This is a genomic window from Bacillus sp. FSL K6-0923 (assembly GCF_038630825.1).
Classification (GTDB): Bacteria; Bacillota; Bacilli; order Bacillales; family Bacillaceae; genus Bacillus; species Bacillus pumilus.
In genome coordinates this window covers 361,720-381,111 of record NZ_CP152044.1, presented here as the reverse complement: position 1 = coordinate 381,111, position 19,392 = coordinate 361,720, and the positions used below count along the sequence as shown (strand labels likewise).

7 protein-coding genes and 1 riboswitch are annotated in these 19,392 nt (G+C 44.1%); all 7 genes read right to left on the bottom strand.

Going from position 1 to position 19,392, the window contains the following annotated elements:
- Positions 1-11 precede the first annotated feature (11 nt).
- Positions 12-10,718 carry a non-ribosomal peptide synthetase gene (locus tag MHI16_RS01975; RefSeq protein ID WP_268467739.1) on the bottom strand — a complete coding sequence of 3,569 codons (10,707 nt, stop codon included), beginning with the start codon at positions 10,716-10,718 and terminating at the stop codon, positions 12-14.
- A 146-nt stretch (positions 10,719-10,864) separates the two neighbouring features.
- Positions 10,865-10,954: riboswitch (cyclic di-GMP riboswitch) on the bottom strand.
- A 369-nt stretch (positions 10,955-11,323) separates the two neighbouring features.
- Entirely contained in the window at positions 11,324-12,127 is an 804-nt protein-coding gene (locus MHI16_RS01970; protein ID WP_058015294.1) for an ABC transporter permease, read from the bottom strand.
- On the bottom strand, positions 12,120-12,989 hold the full coding sequence (locus MHI16_RS01965) for an ABC transporter permease (RefSeq protein ID WP_058015293.1): 870 nt from the start codon (positions 12,987-12,989) through the stop codon (positions 12,120-12,122). The genes MHI16_RS01970 and MHI16_RS01965 overlap by 8 nt, the downstream gene beginning before the upstream one ends.
- Positions 12,989-14,080 (bottom strand): ABC transporter ATP-binding protein, encoded by a 1,092-nt coding sequence (locus tag MHI16_RS01960; protein WP_058015292.1) that lies wholly within the window; start codon positions 14,078-14,080, stop codon positions 12,989-12,991. Before MHI16_RS01960 ends, MHI16_RS01965 begins: the two co-directional genes overlap by 1 nt.
- A gap of 8 nt (positions 14,081-14,088) precedes the next feature.
- Positions 14,089-15,174, bottom strand: a complete 1,086-nt coding sequence (locus tag MHI16_RS01955) for an ABC transporter substrate-binding protein (protein ID WP_058015291.1) — start codon at positions 15,172-15,174, stop codon at positions 14,089-14,091.
- A complete protein-coding gene (locus MHI16_RS01950; protein WP_058015290.1) occupies positions 15,171-17,156 on the bottom strand; it encodes a hydantoinase B/oxoprolinase family protein in 1,986 nt (661 codons plus the stop codon). The genes MHI16_RS01955 and MHI16_RS01950 overlap by 4 nt, the downstream gene beginning before the upstream one ends.
- Positions 17,146-19,215 (bottom strand): hydantoinase/oxoprolinase family protein, encoded by a 2,070-nt coding sequence (locus tag MHI16_RS01945; RefSeq protein ID WP_058015289.1) that lies wholly within the window; start codon positions 19,213-19,215, stop codon positions 17,146-17,148. Before MHI16_RS01945 ends, MHI16_RS01950 begins: the two co-directional genes overlap by 11 nt.
- Positions 19,216-19,392 lie beyond the last annotated feature (177 nt).

Sequence of the window (19,392 nt, the reverse complement as noted above, 5' to 3'; positions counted from 1 at the left end):
TCTTCGTTTGCTTAAAATATATCCATTAGCTTTTCAAGTTCATCCATCGTGAGATCTTCATCCCCTACATCACTAGGTGTCATCTGGGTTTCTTCCTGTGATACACAATGTGAGATCAGCGCCTTCACATTCTTTTCAAGAAGGTCCTTGAATTGTTCCATCGTACGTTCTTCAAATTCAAGATGATGATAAGAAATTGTCACATGGAGCATAGCTTGTTCGACGAAACCAACAATATCAAGTGCATGAGGTTTCTCTGATTCAGGACTCAGCGATTGTCCTGGATGCCACGTTGAGCGGTTTAACTCACCGCTGATCTGTTCATCAAACTGACCAAGATAGTTGAAGCTGATATCTGGCGCGAGATCGAATGAGATATCTTCCTTCATCTTGTCAGGGGTTAAATATTTTAATATGCCGTAGCCGATTCCCTTGTTCGGAATGTGCCTGAGCTCCTCTTTCAAATGCTTAATCTGATAAGAAAGATCGTCTGCATGCGACATATCCAGTAACACAGGGTACATACTTGTAAACCAGCCAATCGTCCGTGATACATTGACCGCAGGGAGGATGTTCTCTCTTCCGTGTCCTTCAAGATGAATAAAGTGTCTGTCTTCTCCTGTCCACTCTTTCATAGACAATCCGAGTGCTGTCAGCAAAATATCATTGATGTCTGTTTGATATGCTTCATGTACATCTGTCAGCAGACTGCGTGTTTCCTCCTCAGACAATGTAAAACGAATGGTCTGTGTATGAAGCATCCTCTGATCCTCTGTCACATGATCCTTTTGAATTGGTGTAACGGGATGCGCAAGCACCTTTTTCCAATAAGCTCTTTCCGACAGCAACTCATCTGACATCGCGTATTCCGTCAGCTTCTGGGCATATTCTTGGAAAGAGTGTGTTTTTTCAGGAAGTGTCAGGATTTCCCCGCGCTTCGACTGTTCATAAAGAGCCATAAAATCTTCAAGGAAAATACGCCATGACACACCATCGATGACAAGATGATGTACAGCGAGCAGTAAATGATCCCCTTGATCCGTTCGGAAAATGGCTGGCTTTACTAAAGGTCCTTCCGCTAGCGATATACTCGCTTGCACTTCATTTGCCAGCTTTTCTACCTGCTGGATTTGCTGCGACAGTTCCCCTCGTACTTCCATTACATCAACAGTTACCAAGTTTTCTTCGATTTTTCGATGACGCTGGATCACGCGTCCTTCTTCAAGCGGATACACCATTCGCAGCGCATCGTGATGGATCATGAGCTGCTCCAACACTTGCTGAACGATGGTTTCATCCAAGCCATTTGGCGCTTGGAGCATAACCGATTGGTTCCAATGGTGCTGATTCGTAAAGTTCCGTTCAAAGAACCAGCGCTGAATCGGTGTGAAAATGACTTCCCCTTCGACAGGTGATTGGTCGGCTGTCAGTTGGTCCGCTTCTTCGATATATGGGCGCAGCTCCGCAATCGTTGGGTATTGGAAAAGCAGTTTCATATCGAGCTTCCAGCCTGCTTGTGTGAGTCTGCTTGCCATTTGGATGCCTTTAATTGAATCTCCTCCAAGGAAGAAGAAGTGATCGTGAATGCCGACTTGGCTGACGCCAAGCACGTCTTCCCAAATACCGCATAGAAGTGTTTCCACTTCATCTCTTGGCGCTTCGTATGCCGTTTGGTTCGCTTCCATATCTGGTGCTGGCAATGCCTTTAGATCGACTTTGCCATTTGCCGTCATCGGCAGGTGGTCTAGCTTGATGATCCATGAAGGGACCATATAGTCTGGCAACGTTCGTTTTAGACTTTCCTTTAGGTCAGTCATTTCTTCATCTGTGATGACATATGCGGCAAGCGCGTCTTGATCGCTGGCATCTTTGACCGTTGTCACAACTGCTTCTTTGACTTCCGAAAGTGCAAGAAGTTGCGCTTCAATTTCTGACAGCTCAATCCGGAAGCCGCGAATGTTGACCTGATGGTCTTTTCTGCCGAGATAGATCAGCTCGCCATCCTCTGTCCATTTCACTAAATCGCCTGTCAGGTACATACGCTCACCCGAATAAAATGGATCTGGGACAAAGCTTTTCTCTGTTTCCTCTGGAAGATTCCAGTACCCTCGTGCCAGTCCTTTCCCCGCAATCACAAGCTCACCCGGTACGCCTGGCGGCGAGAGGTCATATAACGAACCCATGATGTAAAAACGGGTATTGGCAATCGCTGTTCCAATTGGAAGCGTGCCTTGATCTGGGTTGATGATCCCGCTTGTCGCCACGACTGTGTTTTCTGTTGGACCATAGTTATTCACGAGTTGATAAGGAACAGGCTTTACCTGTTTTAGCTTGTCTCCGCCTGTTAGTAAGTAACGCAAGGAATGATTGTCCATCGACATAAACTGCTCGCATAGCTGGGTCGGCAGGAACGCAACGGTGATATTTTCGTCATTGAAATACGTATTGAGCTTGATCATATCGAGACGAATCGCTTCATCAATGATGTGCAGCTCTGCGCCGGCGATCCATGTCGGGAACATTTCCCAAATGGAAGCATCAAAGCCAAAGCCGGCATATTTGGCGGTTCGATCCGCATTGGTCACTTGGAAGGCATCATTGTGCCAGAACGCCAGATTCACAAGGGACTGGTGCTCAACCATGACACCCTTCGGCTGTCCTGTCGTTCCAGACGTGTAAATCATATAGGCGAGATCTGTTGGTTTCATATGAACCTGAACATCGTGAGCTTCACCTTCTACGGCATCTTCTATCAATAGAACATGACCTGTGAATGAAGATGGTGCAGCCAGCCCTTTTTGCATCAGAAGAACCTCTGCCCCGCAGTCTTCCAGCATATAGGCAATACGCTGATCCGGATAATCCGCATCAACTGGAACGAATGCCGCACCTGCCTTGAGAACGCCAAGGACAGCTGCCGTCATATCAAGCGATGGGCGGGTCAGAATACCGACGCGGTCTCCTCGTTTTATGCCGTTTGAGATGAGTTTTGAAGCGACTGTATTTGCCCGATTGTTCAGCTCTTCATACGTCCAGCTCGTTCCTCGGAAGGTCGCCGCTTTTTGATGAGGCGTCTCGTATGCCTTAGCCTCAATCAGTGCATGAACCGTTTGATCTGACGGAACGTTTAGTACAGGACCCGACCATTCACTGAGCAGTTTTTGCTGCTGATTCGGTGATAATAGCTGCATTTGATCCAGCGATTGATCTGGCGCTGATACCATTTGTTCCAATAAATGAAGGAAAAACACCTTCCACTTTTCGATCGACGACTTTTGAAAAGTAGAAGAATTAAAATCGAACACAAGCTCAATGTGATCAGCTGATTCTTTTCCAGTTAAGGTCAAATCAAATTTGGCGATATTCTCTTCGAATGGCTGCGGAACAATATGAAGTCCGTCCATCGTTAAATCACGGATATCTGCATTTTCCATCGAGAACACCACATCAAAGATTGGATGACGGCTAGTATCTCGAACCGTTTGCACATGGTCTACCAATTCTTCAAATGGGTACAACTGATGCTCATTTGCCTCTAACACAAGCTGATGAACATTTGACGCAAATTCTGCCGCTGTCAGATGTCCTGCTGGCTTTGTTCTAAGTGCCAGCGTGTTCACAAACATACCAATGACAGATTGAATATCCGGATGAGTTCTACCTACAATCGGTGAACCGATGATGATATCTTCTTGTCTTGACAGCTTGCTTAAAAGGGTGCTGTAGCACGTGAGCAGCACTGTATACGTCGTACTGTTGAGCGCTCTGACCAGCTCATCCAATTTCGCTTTAAGCGGCCCATTGATTGTAAATGAGACGCGGTCTCCTTCGAATGTTTGCACTTTTGGTCTTGGCAGATCTTCTGGCAGTGCCAGTACAGGCAGTTCTCCTTCTAATTGTTTCAGCCAAAACGCCTCTTCAGCTTCTATTTGTGCAGCAAACGCCTCGCTTTTTGACCAAACCGCATAATCCTTATATTGAACAGGTAATTCCTCTAGTTTGTCTCCTCGATACAAGGCTGAAAGCTCCTCAATTAAAATGCCCACAGATGCACCATCTGAAATGATATGGTGCATATCAATCAGTAAATAATGGACATTTACGGAACCAGAAACTAGACCTACTCTGAGTAGAGGCGCCTTTTCTATATCAAATGGACGGATAAAGTCATTCATCAATTCCTGTATGTCTCGTCCGTTCCCTTCGATTGTCTCAATGTCTACGGAGATGTTTGATTCAATCCGTTGAACAGGTTCATTCTGAACAAAATCAAAGCTCGTTCTAAATGCTTCATGACGATGGACAAGCTGTTCAATCGCTTTTTTAAATCGTTTTTCATCAAAAGCACCTTCAAGCTTTAAAGCAGCCGGCATATGATAGCTTTGCTGCGCATCGGTCATTTTCTCCAATACAAACAGCCTTTTCTGAGCTGATGTCACTGGATAATAGGCCGCTTCTTCTGCAACCTCCACCCGCTTGATCTCCGTTTGATCCGCTTGATCAACCGCAAAGGCAAACGCCTCTAATGTTGGAGATTCAAATAAAGACTTCAAAGTGAGCTCCACATGCATCTCTTCATACAGCTTGTTCAGCATTTTCATGCCGCGCAGTGAATGACCACCGCATTCAAAGAAATGATCGTACCTGCCGATTCGCGGCGCTTCAAGAACTTCCTCCCAAATGCGCGCTACAAGACGCTCTGTTTCTGTTTGAGGTGGGATGTACTCATTTACCCCTTGCTCACTTAAGTCAGGCACTGGCAGCGCACGCCTATCTACCTTGCCGTTATTCGTCAGCGGCAGCTCGTCTAATTGCATGAAGAATGACGGCATCATATACACAGGCAGTTCACGCCCTGCCTGCTCGCGCAAATCAGTTAATGAGACGGACCCTTCGGCTGTAAAATATGCACATAATGTGTCATTTGGGGCTGCAATGACGACAGCTTCCTTCAATTGCGGATGGCAAAGCAGCTGATGCTCAATTTCTCCAAGTTCAATACGCTGACCTCGAATCTTTACTTGATGATCGATTCGTCCAATGAATTCAATCTCTCCATTTGTCAGCCAGCGTGCAAGATCACCCGTTTTATACATGACCTCACCAGGGCGGAAAGGGTTTTTCACGAACTTTTCACTTGCGAGTTCTGTCTGTCCATAATATCCTTTGACCAGTCCATCACCAGCGACACATAGCTCTCCCGCTACACCTGGCGGCTGCAGCTGTCCAAATTCATCTACAATATAAACAGCCGTTTGACTCACTGGCTTTCCGATTGGGATAGACAACGCCTGTTTCTCAATGTGATTCACAGGATAATACGTAGTGAAAATCGTGCTTTCAGAAGGACCATACATATGAACAAGCTTGCCTTCTCCTACCGTTTCAAGTGCAGTCATGACATGAGGCACAGAAGCACGTTCTCCGCCAAATAGAACTTTTCTGACGTTCTTCAGGCTGTCTTTTTTCATATCGATAAGTAAGTGAAAAAGAGCTGTCGTAATCATTAAAATACTGACTTTCTCCTTCTCAATCGCTCCAGAAAGCTCATTCATGTTTAAGATATGATCCTTTGGCAGAACAATCAGTTTCGCACCGTTTAATAAAGCACCAAACACATCGAACATAAAAGCATCAAATACATAGTTTGACAGGCTCATCACCGTGTCATCATGATGAATGGCAAGATAATTTGATTGCTTCACTGTCCTCAAAATGTTCCGGTGTGTCACCATATTTCCTTTAGGTTTTCCAGTTGTACCAGATGTATAGGTCAAATTCGCCAAGTCCTCTGGTAAAATATCAACATCTATAGGGCTGTCTGATTGCTGATCAATTGCCTGATCTTCTGTTTCGATGATGGTTCCCTCAAAAGAAGCGAGCACCGAGCGATGGCGCAGCACTTGATGTGTCAATAAGAATTGCGCACCGCTGTCTGTTAAAAAGTGCTTCACGCGCTCATCAGGAAAATCAGGATCAATTGGTACATAGACGCCGCCAGCCTTAAGTACAGCTAGAACAGAGAGTACCATCTCATGAGATCGTTCAAAGAATAAGGCTGCTTTCATCCCTCTTTCAAACCCATGTTCACTCAAATAATGAGCCAGCTGATTCACACGGTCATTTAGTTCTTGGTAAGAAAGAATCACGCCTTCACACTGGAGTGCAGGCTTATGACCGTGCGCCTCCACCTGTGCTTCAAACTGCGTCACAATGGTTTCTTCGGCCGGATAAGGTGATGGTAAAGGATTCCACAGATTCAGTTGAGCTTCTGCTTCTTGTTCAGAAAGTAATCGATAAGATCGGATCGCTTCCTCCGGCGCTTGGACCATCTGCTCCAGCAAATACATATAATGATGCAGCATCTGCTCGGCTGTACTTCGTTTAAATAGCGCCGTACTGTAATCGAGGACAAAGGATAAACCTTGATCTGACTCCATTGCTTGCAGCGTTAAATCAAACTTTGCAATATGGAAATTGGTTTCTTCGATTTCAACTTGCATTTCTCCAATATGCTGGGCTGATCCATGATCTGGCATGAGTGTAAAAACGGTATCGAATAATGGATGACGGCTAAAGTCTCTTGGCATATTCAGTTTTTCAAGCAATCGTTCAAATGGATATTGCTGATGCTCAAATGCATGCATCGTCTTTTCCTTCACTTGCTCGATCAACTGCGACATGGTTTTATTTGGATCAACCTCTGACCGCAATGCAAGTGTCTGGACAAACATGCCAATCATGTCATCCAAGTCTGCATGCACTCGCCCCGCCGCCGGTGTTCCTACCACGAATTTCTTTTGCCCCGTGTACTTCGCAAGCAATGTATAGTAAGCAGAAAGCAGAACCGTATACAGTGTCGTATGGTGTTTTGCCGCTAGCTCCTGTAATTGCCTCTTTAATGTTTCATTGATTTCATTGATCACACGATCCCCTGCAAACGACTGAATCGATGGGCGCTGATAATCGGTCAGCAGCTGTAAAGCAGGAAGATCACCCGAGAATTCCTGCAGCCAGAATGCCTCTTCTTTTTGAAAATTTTGTTGTTCTTGCCAAACAGCATAGTCCTGATATTGAAGCTTCAATGGGACTTTGACGGATCCTTCGTAAGCATCTGATAGCTCACGCAGCATCAAATCAATCGAAAGACCATCTGAAATCAGGTGATGCATATCGAAAAAGAGCAAGTGCTCCTGATCATCTAATGACTTCAAGCCAATGCGAAGAAGTGGTGCACACTCAAGGTCAAAGGGTCTGACAAATTTCTGCATATTTTCTTCCATCGTACCGCCTGTTAGCTGCTCTATTTGAAAAGGTACGGATGGAGCTACCCGCTGACGAGGAACGCCTTTCAACGTATGAAAAGACGTACGCAGCATATCATGACGTGTGATGAGTTTTTCAAAGGCTTCAGTCAGCCTCTCTTGCTGTAGCGTTCCTTTTAACCTCACAACAGCTGGCATATGATATGCAGTACTTTGCTCCAATTGACTCACCATATAAACGCGCTGCTGTGGAGGTGACAATGGGTAATGGTCTAAAGCAGGTGCTTTAGGTATCACCGTTTCAGGAGATGTTTCCGCTTGCTCAATGTAGGCAGCCAAAGCCGCAATGGTCTGCTGTTCAAATAAAATGGATAGAGGCACCTCTACATGAAAATCTCGCTGCACATGTGTGAGTACAGTCATTGCTTTCAGCGAATGCCCCCCACGTTCGAAGAAGGAATCATATATACCAATCTTCTCTTGACCAAGAATTTCTTCCCACAAACGCACAAGCTTCGTTTCGAGATCGTTTCTAGGCGCAGCATAAACAGCTTGAACGGCTTTATCACCTTTTAAGGCAGCAAGTGCACGACGATCAACTTTGCCACTAACTGTGAGTGGAAATGCATCAAGCTCTTTGAAATAGAGCGGCATCATGTAAGCTGGCAGCTGATGTTTGATAGCGGCTTGCAGCATGTTAACTGACACATCTTCATGACGGGCTTGATAGTAAGCACTTAACACCTTTTCCCCGTCCGCTTCATCAACTACTAGTACGACAGCTTGATCCACTCCATCTATCTGCTCCATCACTGCTTCAATTTCGCCTGTTTCTATGCGGTAACCCCTTATTTTCACTTGATCATCCATTCTGCCAAGATAATCAATTGTGCCATCTGGAAGCCATCTGACTAAATCCCCTGTTCGATACATCCGCTCACCTGGAGAAAATGGATCTGCCGTAAATACTTTCTCCGTTAATTCTGGCTGATTCACATAGCCTCGCCCAACACCTATCCCTGCAATACACAGTTCTCCAGCAGCCCCCTGTACCTGTAATTGATCATGGTCATTTAAAATATAAAGACGGTGATGACCGAGCGGCTTTCCGATTGACACATAACGCTGCTGTTCAGATGATTCGCGAAGTTCACTTAGTTCTAGGCGATGAACCGCCGCATCGACACACGTCTCAGTCGGACCATACACATTCCACAAAGTAAAAGCAGGCTCACTCATACGAACCGCTTCAATAAGCGAGTATGCTGCTTTCGCAGGCAATGCCTCTCCCCCAACTAACATATGTCTCAATGACAGACCGTCTAATTCCGCTGCAAGTAAAAGCTGTACATGGGCCGGGGTTCCGTCTGCTGCTTCAATTTGATGTTTTCTATAATAAGCCGCTAATTGAACACCATTTCTCGTTGTTTCTCGCGGAATAATATGAAGTGTATGCCCAAATAATATCGCAGCAAAAATTTGTTTCACCGATGCATCAAAATGGAATGGTGCAAGAAGCGCCATTTGAAGCTCACTCGCCTCCTCATAAATCTCATGATGCAAGGCATGAACCAAATGATGCAGCTGAAGATGCTCAATCATGACGCCCTTCGGTTTTCCAGTCGTCCCCGATGTATAAATCATATAAGCCAAATCCTCTGGTACCGACTGATCTACAAGCTGAGGCAGCAGTTCATCATCTAATTCGATTTGCTGCTGCACGACCATTTTTTCCGAGAGGGCACGGTATGTTGCAACGAACGTTTCCTCTGTTAACACAATGGAAGCACCAGAATCCTCCACAATATATTGAATGCGCTCCTCAGGTAATGCCGGATCAATCGGTACATACGCCCCGCCAGCCTTTAATATGCCGAAGATCGCCACCATAGCCTCTGCCTTTCGATCCATTAGGACAGCAACAGGCACATCACGCGAGACACCTTTCATTTGTAAAAAACGCGCCAGCCTTTCTGCCTTTTGATACAGCTCTCCATAAGTCAATGCTCCATTTTCTGCTACAACCGCTGTCCGCTCTGCATACTTAGTGGCTGCCTCATCAAACAAATGATGAACTGGCTTTTCAGCTGGTTTTTGAAACGGTTTTCTCTGAGATAATTGCAGCAGTTCCTTTTGTTCATCTTGTGGAAGTAAAGGAAGTTTCCCGATTAGCTGATCAGGCTGGGAGACCGCCGCTTCTAGTATGATTAAGAATCGATCAAACATCTGACTGATTTCTTCTTCGGTGAATACATCTGTACGGTAGTCCAAATCAATGGTCAATGTATCTGTATCCCAGCGGTCCTTTACATGAATGGAAATATCATTCATTCCGCTCCCGCTAAAGATCGGTTCAGTAATAAAAGACAGATTCTCTTTTTTCTGCCACTGCATGACCTGGTATTCTAAAGAAATATCAAAAAGGCGTCCTGTAAACCCTTCTCTTTCTCTCAAATCATTCATGAGAAGATTGTAAGGGTACTTTTGGTGACGCAAGATCTTCATTTGATCCGCCATGACCTGTTTGACGAAATCCAGAAATGATTGCGACCCCTGAACAGATGCACGCATCGGAATGGTGGAAACAAACATACCAATCATCTTTTTTTCTTTGGCATTTGTTCGGTTGCCCATAAAGGTTCCAAGGACAACATCCTCCATACCGCTAAAACGATGCAAATACATATAAACAGTAGACATAAACATCGAGAGCATACTGACTTTCTGCTCTTCACAAAACGCACGAAGTTTCTCCTTCAAAGAATCTGGAATATCCCCTGAAAATCGCTCCGCATGTAAACTCATCTCGTATCCCTTATGCGGTTTTAAAGAAGCGAAATCTGGAATATTGGCAAATTGCTCATTCCAAAAAGCTTGGTCTTTTTGAAACCGTTTAGAAGTTTCATAGCTTTGCTCACTCATGATATGGTCAACGAAGGAAATCTCCTCAACCGGTGAGATGTCTACCCCGTGCAGCATGTCCTGGTATAAGTCGATGATGCGATTTCCCATTAAGATAATGGAGATACCATCCGCCACAATATGATGTGCTTTACAAAACAGCCAGCACTCTTCATCACTGATTTGAAAGACTGTAAATTCAATCAAGGGGCTGTCAATCAACGGCATCGGCTCACGGATTTGCTCATTCGCCCAAGCCCTCACTTCTTCTTCACTCCAGCCCTTCTCCATGCGAATCGGCTGTTCTTCATAAGGCTTGATATATTGAACAGGCTCCTCCTGCTCATGTTGATACACTAGCCTCAGCCGAAGGGAGTCAGTTTGGCGAATGTACGCTTGAAGCACGTCAACGACCAAAGATGGATCTAAACCTGATACCGATCTCAATCTGGCGAATCCACCCAAATTAGAAATACTTGTACCTGGATAAAATCTTTCCGTGTAGAATACTCGCTTTTGCGCATGTGTTAAGGGGTAATAAACTGTATTCATTTTCATCCTCCGCCTCTTCTGTGTTTTCTCCACCAATGTGACAACCCTGCACCCTCTATATCAAAAGAACCAAGTCTATTTCATTAAAATAGACAGAATACGGAAAGAAGCCCACCCCGAATAAAACGGAGGGACTCCCATTTTGATTCGGTAACCTGCCGACCATAGTAAAAAACAATTTACCTTAGGACATGGCTTTGCGTCTCTACGTTTCCATAGATTTGCCTTTTTCTTCTTTTCTTTTTAAATATTTTCTATTTACGTCCACTTTATATGAAATTATTGTTTTTTTCACCGAAAAATGGGTGTAAAGATTCATGCGTTATACCGAATGAATCACATAATAATTTACGATATTTACCGAAAATAACTAATAATAGTTGCGTTCAACCGAAAATAATCGACTAAATACCGCAAAAATTTCATGTTTTCCCTTAAAATTTGCAAATATGACCGAAAATGTAGGATAGAGGTCTCCTTCCATCCTCCACAATTTCTTAAATCTTAAGAACTATATTCCCTAAAAAATTGAAAATATTTACCGTAAAAACAACACAAAAAGAGCTGCCATTTCAAATGACAGCTCCCTTGTTTCTTCATTATATTTACATCACCTTAGACAGGCCAATTGTTTTTTCAATAATGAGCAACGCAATGATAGAAATGATAATAAATATGACAGATATCGCATTGACACTCGGATCAAAGGTTTGCTCAATGTAATTAAACGTCCTGACGGGAATTGTAATCGTTTGGGGAGAGGAAACGAACAAACTGATCGATATTTCCCCAAATGACGTCACGGCTGAAAATACCCCGCCTGCAATAATTCCTGGCTTTATCAAAGGCAGCGTCACTCGAAAGAATGTGCGAATAGGTCCTGCGCCAAGATTCATTGAAGCTAGCTCAAGCCGCGGGTCCAAATTCGAGACACTGACGCCTACTGTTCGAACCACATAGGGAAAGCCAATGATGACGTGACCTATGACAAGCGCCCACAAAGATCCTGTAAGCCCCATAGCCGTAAACAAATAGAGCATGGCAATCCCTAACACTACTTGAGGAATCATAAGAGGTGACAAAATGAAGGCTTGAATCGCCTCCTTTCCCTTAAAGGAAAGCCTTGCTAAAGCATATGAAGCCATCGTGCCTAAAAGAACCGTGAGAGGCGTTACGATGATTAGCAAAATCACACTGATACGCAGAGACTCCATCCATTCTGGATTCGACACGACCTCTTGAAACCAACGAACAGAGAACGAAGTCGGCGGAAATTCAGGGAAGGCATTTGGACTAAAAGCAGATAAGACGATGACAAGAACAGGTATGGTCAAAAAGAGATAAACCAATGACCCAGCAGTCCAAATCAGGATTGAAAGCAAGCGATCACCAAATGATTTTTTACGCATGCATCCTCGCCTCCCAACGCTTCAATAGATAGCTTAATAAACTGACAACGACAAGCACACAAACCAATAACGTAAAGGACATCGCTGCAGCAAGAGGCAAGTTATACACCTGCATGACTTGCTGATAAATAGACAGCGGCAGCAGCGGCTGCATTCTTCCGCCGACTAAGAGCGGAGTGATATAGCTCCCAGCTGCCAGCGAAAAGACAATAATAGCCCCAGTCACCATCCCTGGAATGGTCAGTGGAAAAGTCACATGAAAGAAGGTTCGAATTCGTCCAGCTCCTAGACTCATAGAAGCCGGTCGTAAATGACGATCCATATCGGTTAAGCTCGTCGCGATAGGCAGCACTGCAAAAGGCAGCATGACCTGAACATAAGCAATAATCACCGCATTCATATTCCACAGCATAGAGAGCGGCTTCTCAATCACATGTAAATCTAATAACATGCCATTGATCAGACCATTTTGTGAAAGAAGGACAATCCACGCAAACGTCCGAATCACAACGCTTGTCAAAAGCGGCGAAACAAGTAAGATATAGAAAAATGCCCGCAGACGTGGATGAGGTGCCTTGACGAGCACGTATGCTGCTGGGTATGCCATCACTAAACAAATCACTGTTGTCTGCAAGGCTACCCACACTGTACTTCCAATCGCCTTCACATACGCATCTGTCGTAAACACATGAATATATTGAGAAAAGCTATACGTTTGTAATGTGTTCATCATTGAATCCACGTCACGAAAACTGAGGACGAACATCATCACAAGAGGCACTAGAAGAAATACAACAAGAAACAAACACGCTGGCAGCAGCATGAACCAATGAAATCGCTGATTCTTTTTCTTGATACGCATCACGTATGCACCTTCGAATCTAGGAAAACGATATCTTCAGGCTGCCAATTGATATGAATAGCTTCTCCAGCTTTCGGCAGCTCTGGAAATGCCGCATCAGTAGCATGAACAATCATTTCACCGCTATCGAGTCCCACCACCAAACGTAATGAGTGACCAATATAACTGACATCTGTCAGCACGCCTGATACATGGTTGGACTGAACGTCTCCCCGCTCAGAAGATATGCTGATTCTTTCTGGACGGAGCATGAGCAACTGATTTCCCTTCTTCTCTTGGTGTGCCGCTGCCTTTAACTGAACTTCCTGCCCGTTTGACTGGATTAAATGAGGAACGATAAATGCAGCACTTGCTTCATCATAGACTGCCTCAAATAGGTTCACTTGTCCGATAAATTCAGCAACAAATCGATTGTTTGGCTGTCGGTACACCTCTAAAGGCGTCCCGATCTGCTGGATTTTCCCCTCTCCTAAAATCCCAACCCGATCGGAAAGACTCAGTGCTTCCTCTTGATCATGGGTCACGAGAATGGTGGTAATTCCGACATTCCTTTGAATATTTCTAAGCTCTGTCTGCATGTTTTTTCTTAGTTTTGCATCTAGGTTGCTGAGCGGCTCATCAAGAAGAAGAACAGATGGCTGAATCGCAAGCGCTCTTGCAATCGCTACCCGCTGCTGCTGTCCACCACTTAATTGATGCGGCATACGTTTCGCAAACGCTTCTAATTGCACAAGAGACAAGCTCTCCATTACCTTCTCTTTGATTTCTGCCTTCTTTTTCTTTTGAACCTTTAACCCATACGCCACATTATCAAAGACGGTCAGATGCGGAAAGAGTGCATAGCTTTGAAAAACCATACCGGTTTTTCTTTGATAAGGTGGTAAATTCGTCACATCCTGATCACCAATATAGACGACACCTTTTGTTGGCTCTAAAAAACCTCCAATGATGTTTAATAACGTTGATTTCCCGCAGCCGCTAGGACCAAGAAGGGAGAAAAACTCCCCCTCATTCACCGTAAGACTGACATCGTTAAGAGCAATCTGCTCGCCGAAATGCTGGCTGATATGTTCTAAATGGATTCCACTCATACGATCACCTATTTTCCTCCACCTAATACTTCGTTCCATCGATTTGTCCAATTGCCCAGCTCCGAAGTTGCTGTTTCGTAATCTACCCAAGTCAGCTTGCTATAATAATTCTCTCCAACCTTGACCTTCCCCCTAATCTTGTCACCGTATTTCACATCAGAATTCGACATACCATAATAAGATTTTTCCGAGAAAGCTTCCTGAGCTTCTTTTCCACTTAAATAGTTTAATAGTTTGTAAGCCGCTTCTTCATGCTGACTTCCCTTCGTTAAAGCCCAGCTCGCAACTGCTGCAACAGCACCTTCTTTTGGATAGGAGAAACCAATATTCATACCTTCTTCTTCAAGTGCAAATGATCGTCCATCCCAATATGGAACTGCTGCGACGTCACCACGTTCTAACAAGGTTTGAATAGACCCTGGATTATCTGGAAAAGCAGCAACATGCCCTTTTAATTGCGAAAGGCTTTTAAAGGCTTTATCAATATCCTTAGGATTTGATTCTGTCCCCCCTTGAGCATGGACAAGCGCAGAGAAAAATTGTAACCCGGCTGAATAAGTTGGCGATGAAATGGCTACCTTCCCTTTTAGCTGACTGCTCCATAGGTCAGTCCAGCTGTTTGGTTCCTGCTTTACGAGGTCTTTTCTATAAGCAATTCCGAGCTGCCCCATGCTAAAGCCTGCTGCATATTGTTTCCCATCGACAGTGAGCTTCTTTTGAACAGAGCGGTAAAGTTTTTTGACATTCGGTGCTTGATCTTCATCGATAGGTGAAAGAACGTTTGCTGCAATGCCTCTTTGAATCGTATCAGGCTGTAAAATAAGCAGGTCATACGGTGGATTTTTACCATTTGACGCTTTTAATTTTGTAAACCATTCAGAATCCGCACCAGAGACTGTTTGGACTTTAATTCCCGTATCTTTTTCAAACTTTTCGAGGATCGGTTTGATATTCTTTTCCCAATCGCCTCCGTATACGCCAACGATCACAGTCTGCTGCTGTTTACCTTGATCCTGTCCATTCCCACCGCAAGCTGTCAGCAGTAGAATCAATGACAGAACACCTGCAAAAATAGTGATTAATCTTCTTTTCATGATTCATTTCCCCCTTTTTGTCCATCCATATGACGAAGTGCTTGAATAATATCTTTCTTTGTTAACGGCTCATTTCTATGACTGAAATATTGATGAACTGCATGTTTATAATGTGTACGTTCGTTAGCTGGATAGGAGCGCAGCCGCACAGCAAGCTCGCTGCTGGCTTCATCCGTCCATACTTTCTCATAAGCTTCTCTGTGTTCTCCGACATCCCACATGATATGAGCAGGGTGATTACCCTTTTCACGAAGCTGATTCGTTTGCTCTTCATCAATCTTCCATTCATTTTGGTCTAGATACACTTTAACGCCATATTGCTGTAGCGCTCTTTCTTCACTTAATAAACCTGCTTCCACTTCATGAAGGACTTTTTCTTTCTCTCTTGCAAATGGATTTCCCCATCCGCCTCCACTTGGTGATATCAATTGCACAATATCGCCTTTTTCAAGTCGTAGAACATCTATTTTCGGCTGGTCTTGTTTTTCACCTTTTGCTGTGACCAGTTTGACCTCACCGATAGCTCCCGCTCGGCCGCCCATTAATCCCCAAGGCTGAAACTTCATCCGTTCCATACCTCGTGCGGTCACCATGGATTCAGGCTTGATCATTTCAAATTCCAAACCAATCGCATGTCCGCCTCTGTTTTCTCCTGCTCCGCCTGTATTTGGCAAAAGCTCATATCGGTGAACATGAATATCAATATGCTGTTCTAAGCTCTCAATGGGTGTATTTTTCAAAAAGCCAGACGAATGATCAATACCATCTACTCCATCCGTTCCATTTTGAGCACCGCCGCCTCCGCCTAATGGTTCAACAACAGACATTTTCCTGCCACCTGTTTGATTATCAGGAACAGAGAGAACAACAATGGCAGATTGACCTGCACCTGCTGCCGGCACAGCTTCGGGTAACAGCTTACCAATGGCGCCTAGCACGACATTGAACAGCCTCATCGTAATCGAATGCCGAATACCAACAGAAGCCGGGTATTCTGGATGCACTAGCGTCCCTTTAGGTGAAATCACTTCAATCGGAAATGTGATTCCGCCATTAATCGGTATAAAGGGATCTTTACTAATAATGTAATTAATCAATCCTTGATATAGAAAGGAATGCTTCTGACCATTGGTGACAAGGTTAAAAGCTGTTTTCACTTGCGGGTCACACTCAGAAAAATCAAGCGTCAGCCGCTTTCCTTTCACCGTTAACTTGATTTTCAACCGGATCGGCACATCCGAGATCATATCATCATCTAAATAATCAGCGAATTCACTCGTTCCGTCCGGAATGGCTTCAATGACCTTTCCTGCACGAACCTCAGCTTGTTTCAGGAGGTCTATCATTCCTTGTTTCACTTCATTTATTCCAAATTTCCCGATCATTTCTTTTAACCGAATTTCTGCTGTATTTACTGCAGCAATCATTGCATTGATATCCCCATCATTTAAATGACCAGCTCGGCTGTTGGCTCTTAAAAAAGTACGAACAACCTGATTCTCTTTTCCACCTTCATAAATTTTCACTGGCGGTATTCTTAATCCTTCTTGATGAATATCTGTCGCTGTCGGTGAAATACTCGAGGGCACAAGTCCGCCCACATCACTTACATGAACAAAAGACCAAGCATAACTGACAATTTCACCATCTACGAAAATCGGCTTAATGATATGGACATCCGGCAGGTGAGTCGCTAAACCATCTGTCGTATAAGGGTCATTTGTGATGATAATATCTCCTGGCTGCATCGGTCCGCTCTCATCAATCGCTTTTTTAAGACTCAGCCCTAAAAAGATCGTGACACCCACTGTCTTCGGATAAACAAAGAAATCTCCAGAAGGCGTGGCTAACGCTGTCGCAAAGTCAGCTGATTCTTTAACGAAAGTCGTAAAAGACGTCCGCTCAATGACATGTCCCATGCCAGATGCAATTGCATTAAAATAACTGCGCATCATCTCAAGCTTTGCTGGATCAGTTCTCATGTAAAGCCGCCTCCCTTGAAATCACCAAGTTCCCTGATTGATCAATGCTGCCTGCCCAATTTGGCAGAATCAATGTTGTCGTATCAACCTGCTCAATGATGGCAGGTCCATTAATGACAGAACCTACTGACAAAGTATTTCTGTAATAAATAGCTGCATCATATTCTTTTTCTTCTATAAAGATTCGCCTGAATTCATGTGGCTTCAAAGATTGTCCGCTGCTTTCATGAACAGGTGTGAAAGGCAGCGGCGGCGTCTCGCCTATAACTCGAACTCGTAAATGAGTGAACTCGATGTTCGCCTGATCATCTCTATGACCATATTGACGTTGATGTAGTTTGTGAAAGGCTTCAACGAGTTGATGGATATCTTGTTCTTGCTTCAGCCATTCAGCTGATAATGGTAATTCAATCTCATAGGCTTGTCCTTGATAACGTGCATCTGCCAATAATAGAATGGATGTCTGTTTAATATGCTGAATGTTCTGCTGACTGAACCAATCAGTCGCTTTTCGAGAAAGCATCTCATAATCTTGTTTTAGTTGATCTATCGAGTAGTCTTGTAAGCATATCTTCTTCGACAGCACCGCATCATGAATAAAATCAGCGTTCAGGGCACCTAATGCACATAATGTTCCTGGACTTGGAGGAACGACCACGTTTTTCGCATGAATTTCTCGCGCAAGGAAGTTCGCTACAACTGGTCCTGCTCCGCCAAACGCTAGTAAACTAAAATCTCTTGGGTCAAACCCTTGCTGCTCCATGACATTGCTTAATTCTGTGTACATATTGGCGACAGCTACTTGAATCAGCTGGTCAGCCGCTTCTTCTACCTTTTTGTTGAGCTGGTCAGCAATTGGCTGAAAAGCCTTTTCCGCCGCGGACCGCTGTAGTTGTAGATGTCCTCCGGCAAAACGCTCTTGATTGAGATAACCACATATGAGGAACGCGTCAGTTAAAGCGGCTTTTATTCCCTTACCATACGAAGCAGGTCCCGGCTGTGAGCCGACTGATTCTGGTCCTGCTTTGAGAAGCCCGCCCTGATCAATCCATGCAACAGAACCCCCGCCTGCCCCTATTGAATACATCGCAACAGATGGAAGAATGATAGGAAAACCTGAAAGCTGATTTGACTGAGCCATTGTAGGCTGTCCATTTTGAATAATGGAAATATCTGCACTCGTCCCCCCAACATCAAACGTGATGAGATTGGATTCGTTTGCAGAAGCTGCAATTCTTGCCGCACCAATGACACCAGCTGCCGGACCAGAAAAAAGTGTTTTAACAGGTGAAGTTGCTGCACTTTCTGCATCCATTAAACCACCATTTGATTGGGTAATGTATGGAGAAATTGGTACACCTTCTTCTTTCAAACGGCTTTTCAATGTTTGTAAATACTGTTTCACCTTTGGTTGGATGTACAAATTGACAACAGACATCACGGTACGCTCGTATTCTCTCATTTGGGGCCATAATTCAGATGAAGTAAGGACTTCTAATTGCGGATAATGGTGTTTGATATAGGCTTTTGCCTGTAATTCGTGAACTGGATTTTGATAGCTATGTAAAAAAGAAATGACAATACCTGCTAGCCCTTTAGACATGACCTGCTGGACAGCATGATCTAATTGCTGCAGATGGAGAGGTTTTTTGATCGTACCATCGTGTATCAACCTTTCAGAGATTGGATATACGTGCTTTCGTGGTATTAATGGTTCTGGCAAACGAGAATTGAAGTCATAAGGAATGGGTAGTCGTAAACGCTGTAGTGACAATATGTCTTGAAAGCCTTCCGTCACAAAAAGGGCCAAATCTGCTCCTTTTCTCTGCAACAATGTATTAAGACCGATTGTCATGCCATGTACGAGATATTGGATTTTAGATAAATCAACACCTCTGTCTTTTAGAAGTTTTAGCCCATTGATAATTCCCTGAGCTGGGTCGTCAGTCACTGTGGGTGTTTTGAGCTCAGTTAACGCCCCTGTTGCTTCATTCATCAGCGATAAGTCAGTAAATGTTCCGCCTATGTCTATACCAAGCCGATAAGAGACATCCGCCATTTGTACTTCCCTCCTACAATGTAAATAGAATGATATTTTGATAAATTACGACATTTTTTGATATTTGACTCCATATTATTAAAGCATATCGGTCTAGTCAATTTTATTTTTTTAAAATTTCTGTGTGTTAAATTCTTGAAATTAGCCCAAAAAGCAGTGATAAAGCCATTTTGATAA

Excerpts from the sequence above, each read along its gene's own strand:
- MHI16_RS01975 (WP_268467739.1), bottom strand. The coding sequence starts at position 10,718 with ATGAATACAGTTTATTACCCCTTAACACATGCGCAAAAGCGAGTATTC.
- MHI16_RS01970 (WP_058015294.1), bottom strand. The coding sequence starts at position 12,127 with ATGCGTAAAAAATCATTTGGTGATCGCTTGCTTTCAATCCTGATTTGG.
- MHI16_RS01965 (WP_058015293.1), bottom strand. The coding sequence starts at position 12,989 with ATGCGTATCAAGAAAAAGAATCAGCGATTTCATTGGTTCATGCTGCTG.
- MHI16_RS01960 (WP_058015292.1), bottom strand. The coding sequence starts at position 14,080 with ATGAGTGGAATCCATTTAGAACATATCAGCCAGCATTTCGGCGAGCAG.
- MHI16_RS01955 (WP_058015291.1), bottom strand. The coding sequence starts at position 15,174 with ATGAAAAGAAGATTAATCACTATTTTTGCAGGTGTTCTGTCATTGATT.
- MHI16_RS01950 (WP_058015290.1), bottom strand. The coding sequence starts at position 17,156 with ATGAGAACTGATCCAGCAAAGCTTGAGATGATGCGCAGTTATTTTAAT.
- MHI16_RS01945 (WP_058015289.1), bottom strand. The coding sequence starts at position 19,215 with ATGGCGGATGTCTCTTATCGGCTTGGTATAGACATAGGCGGAACATTT.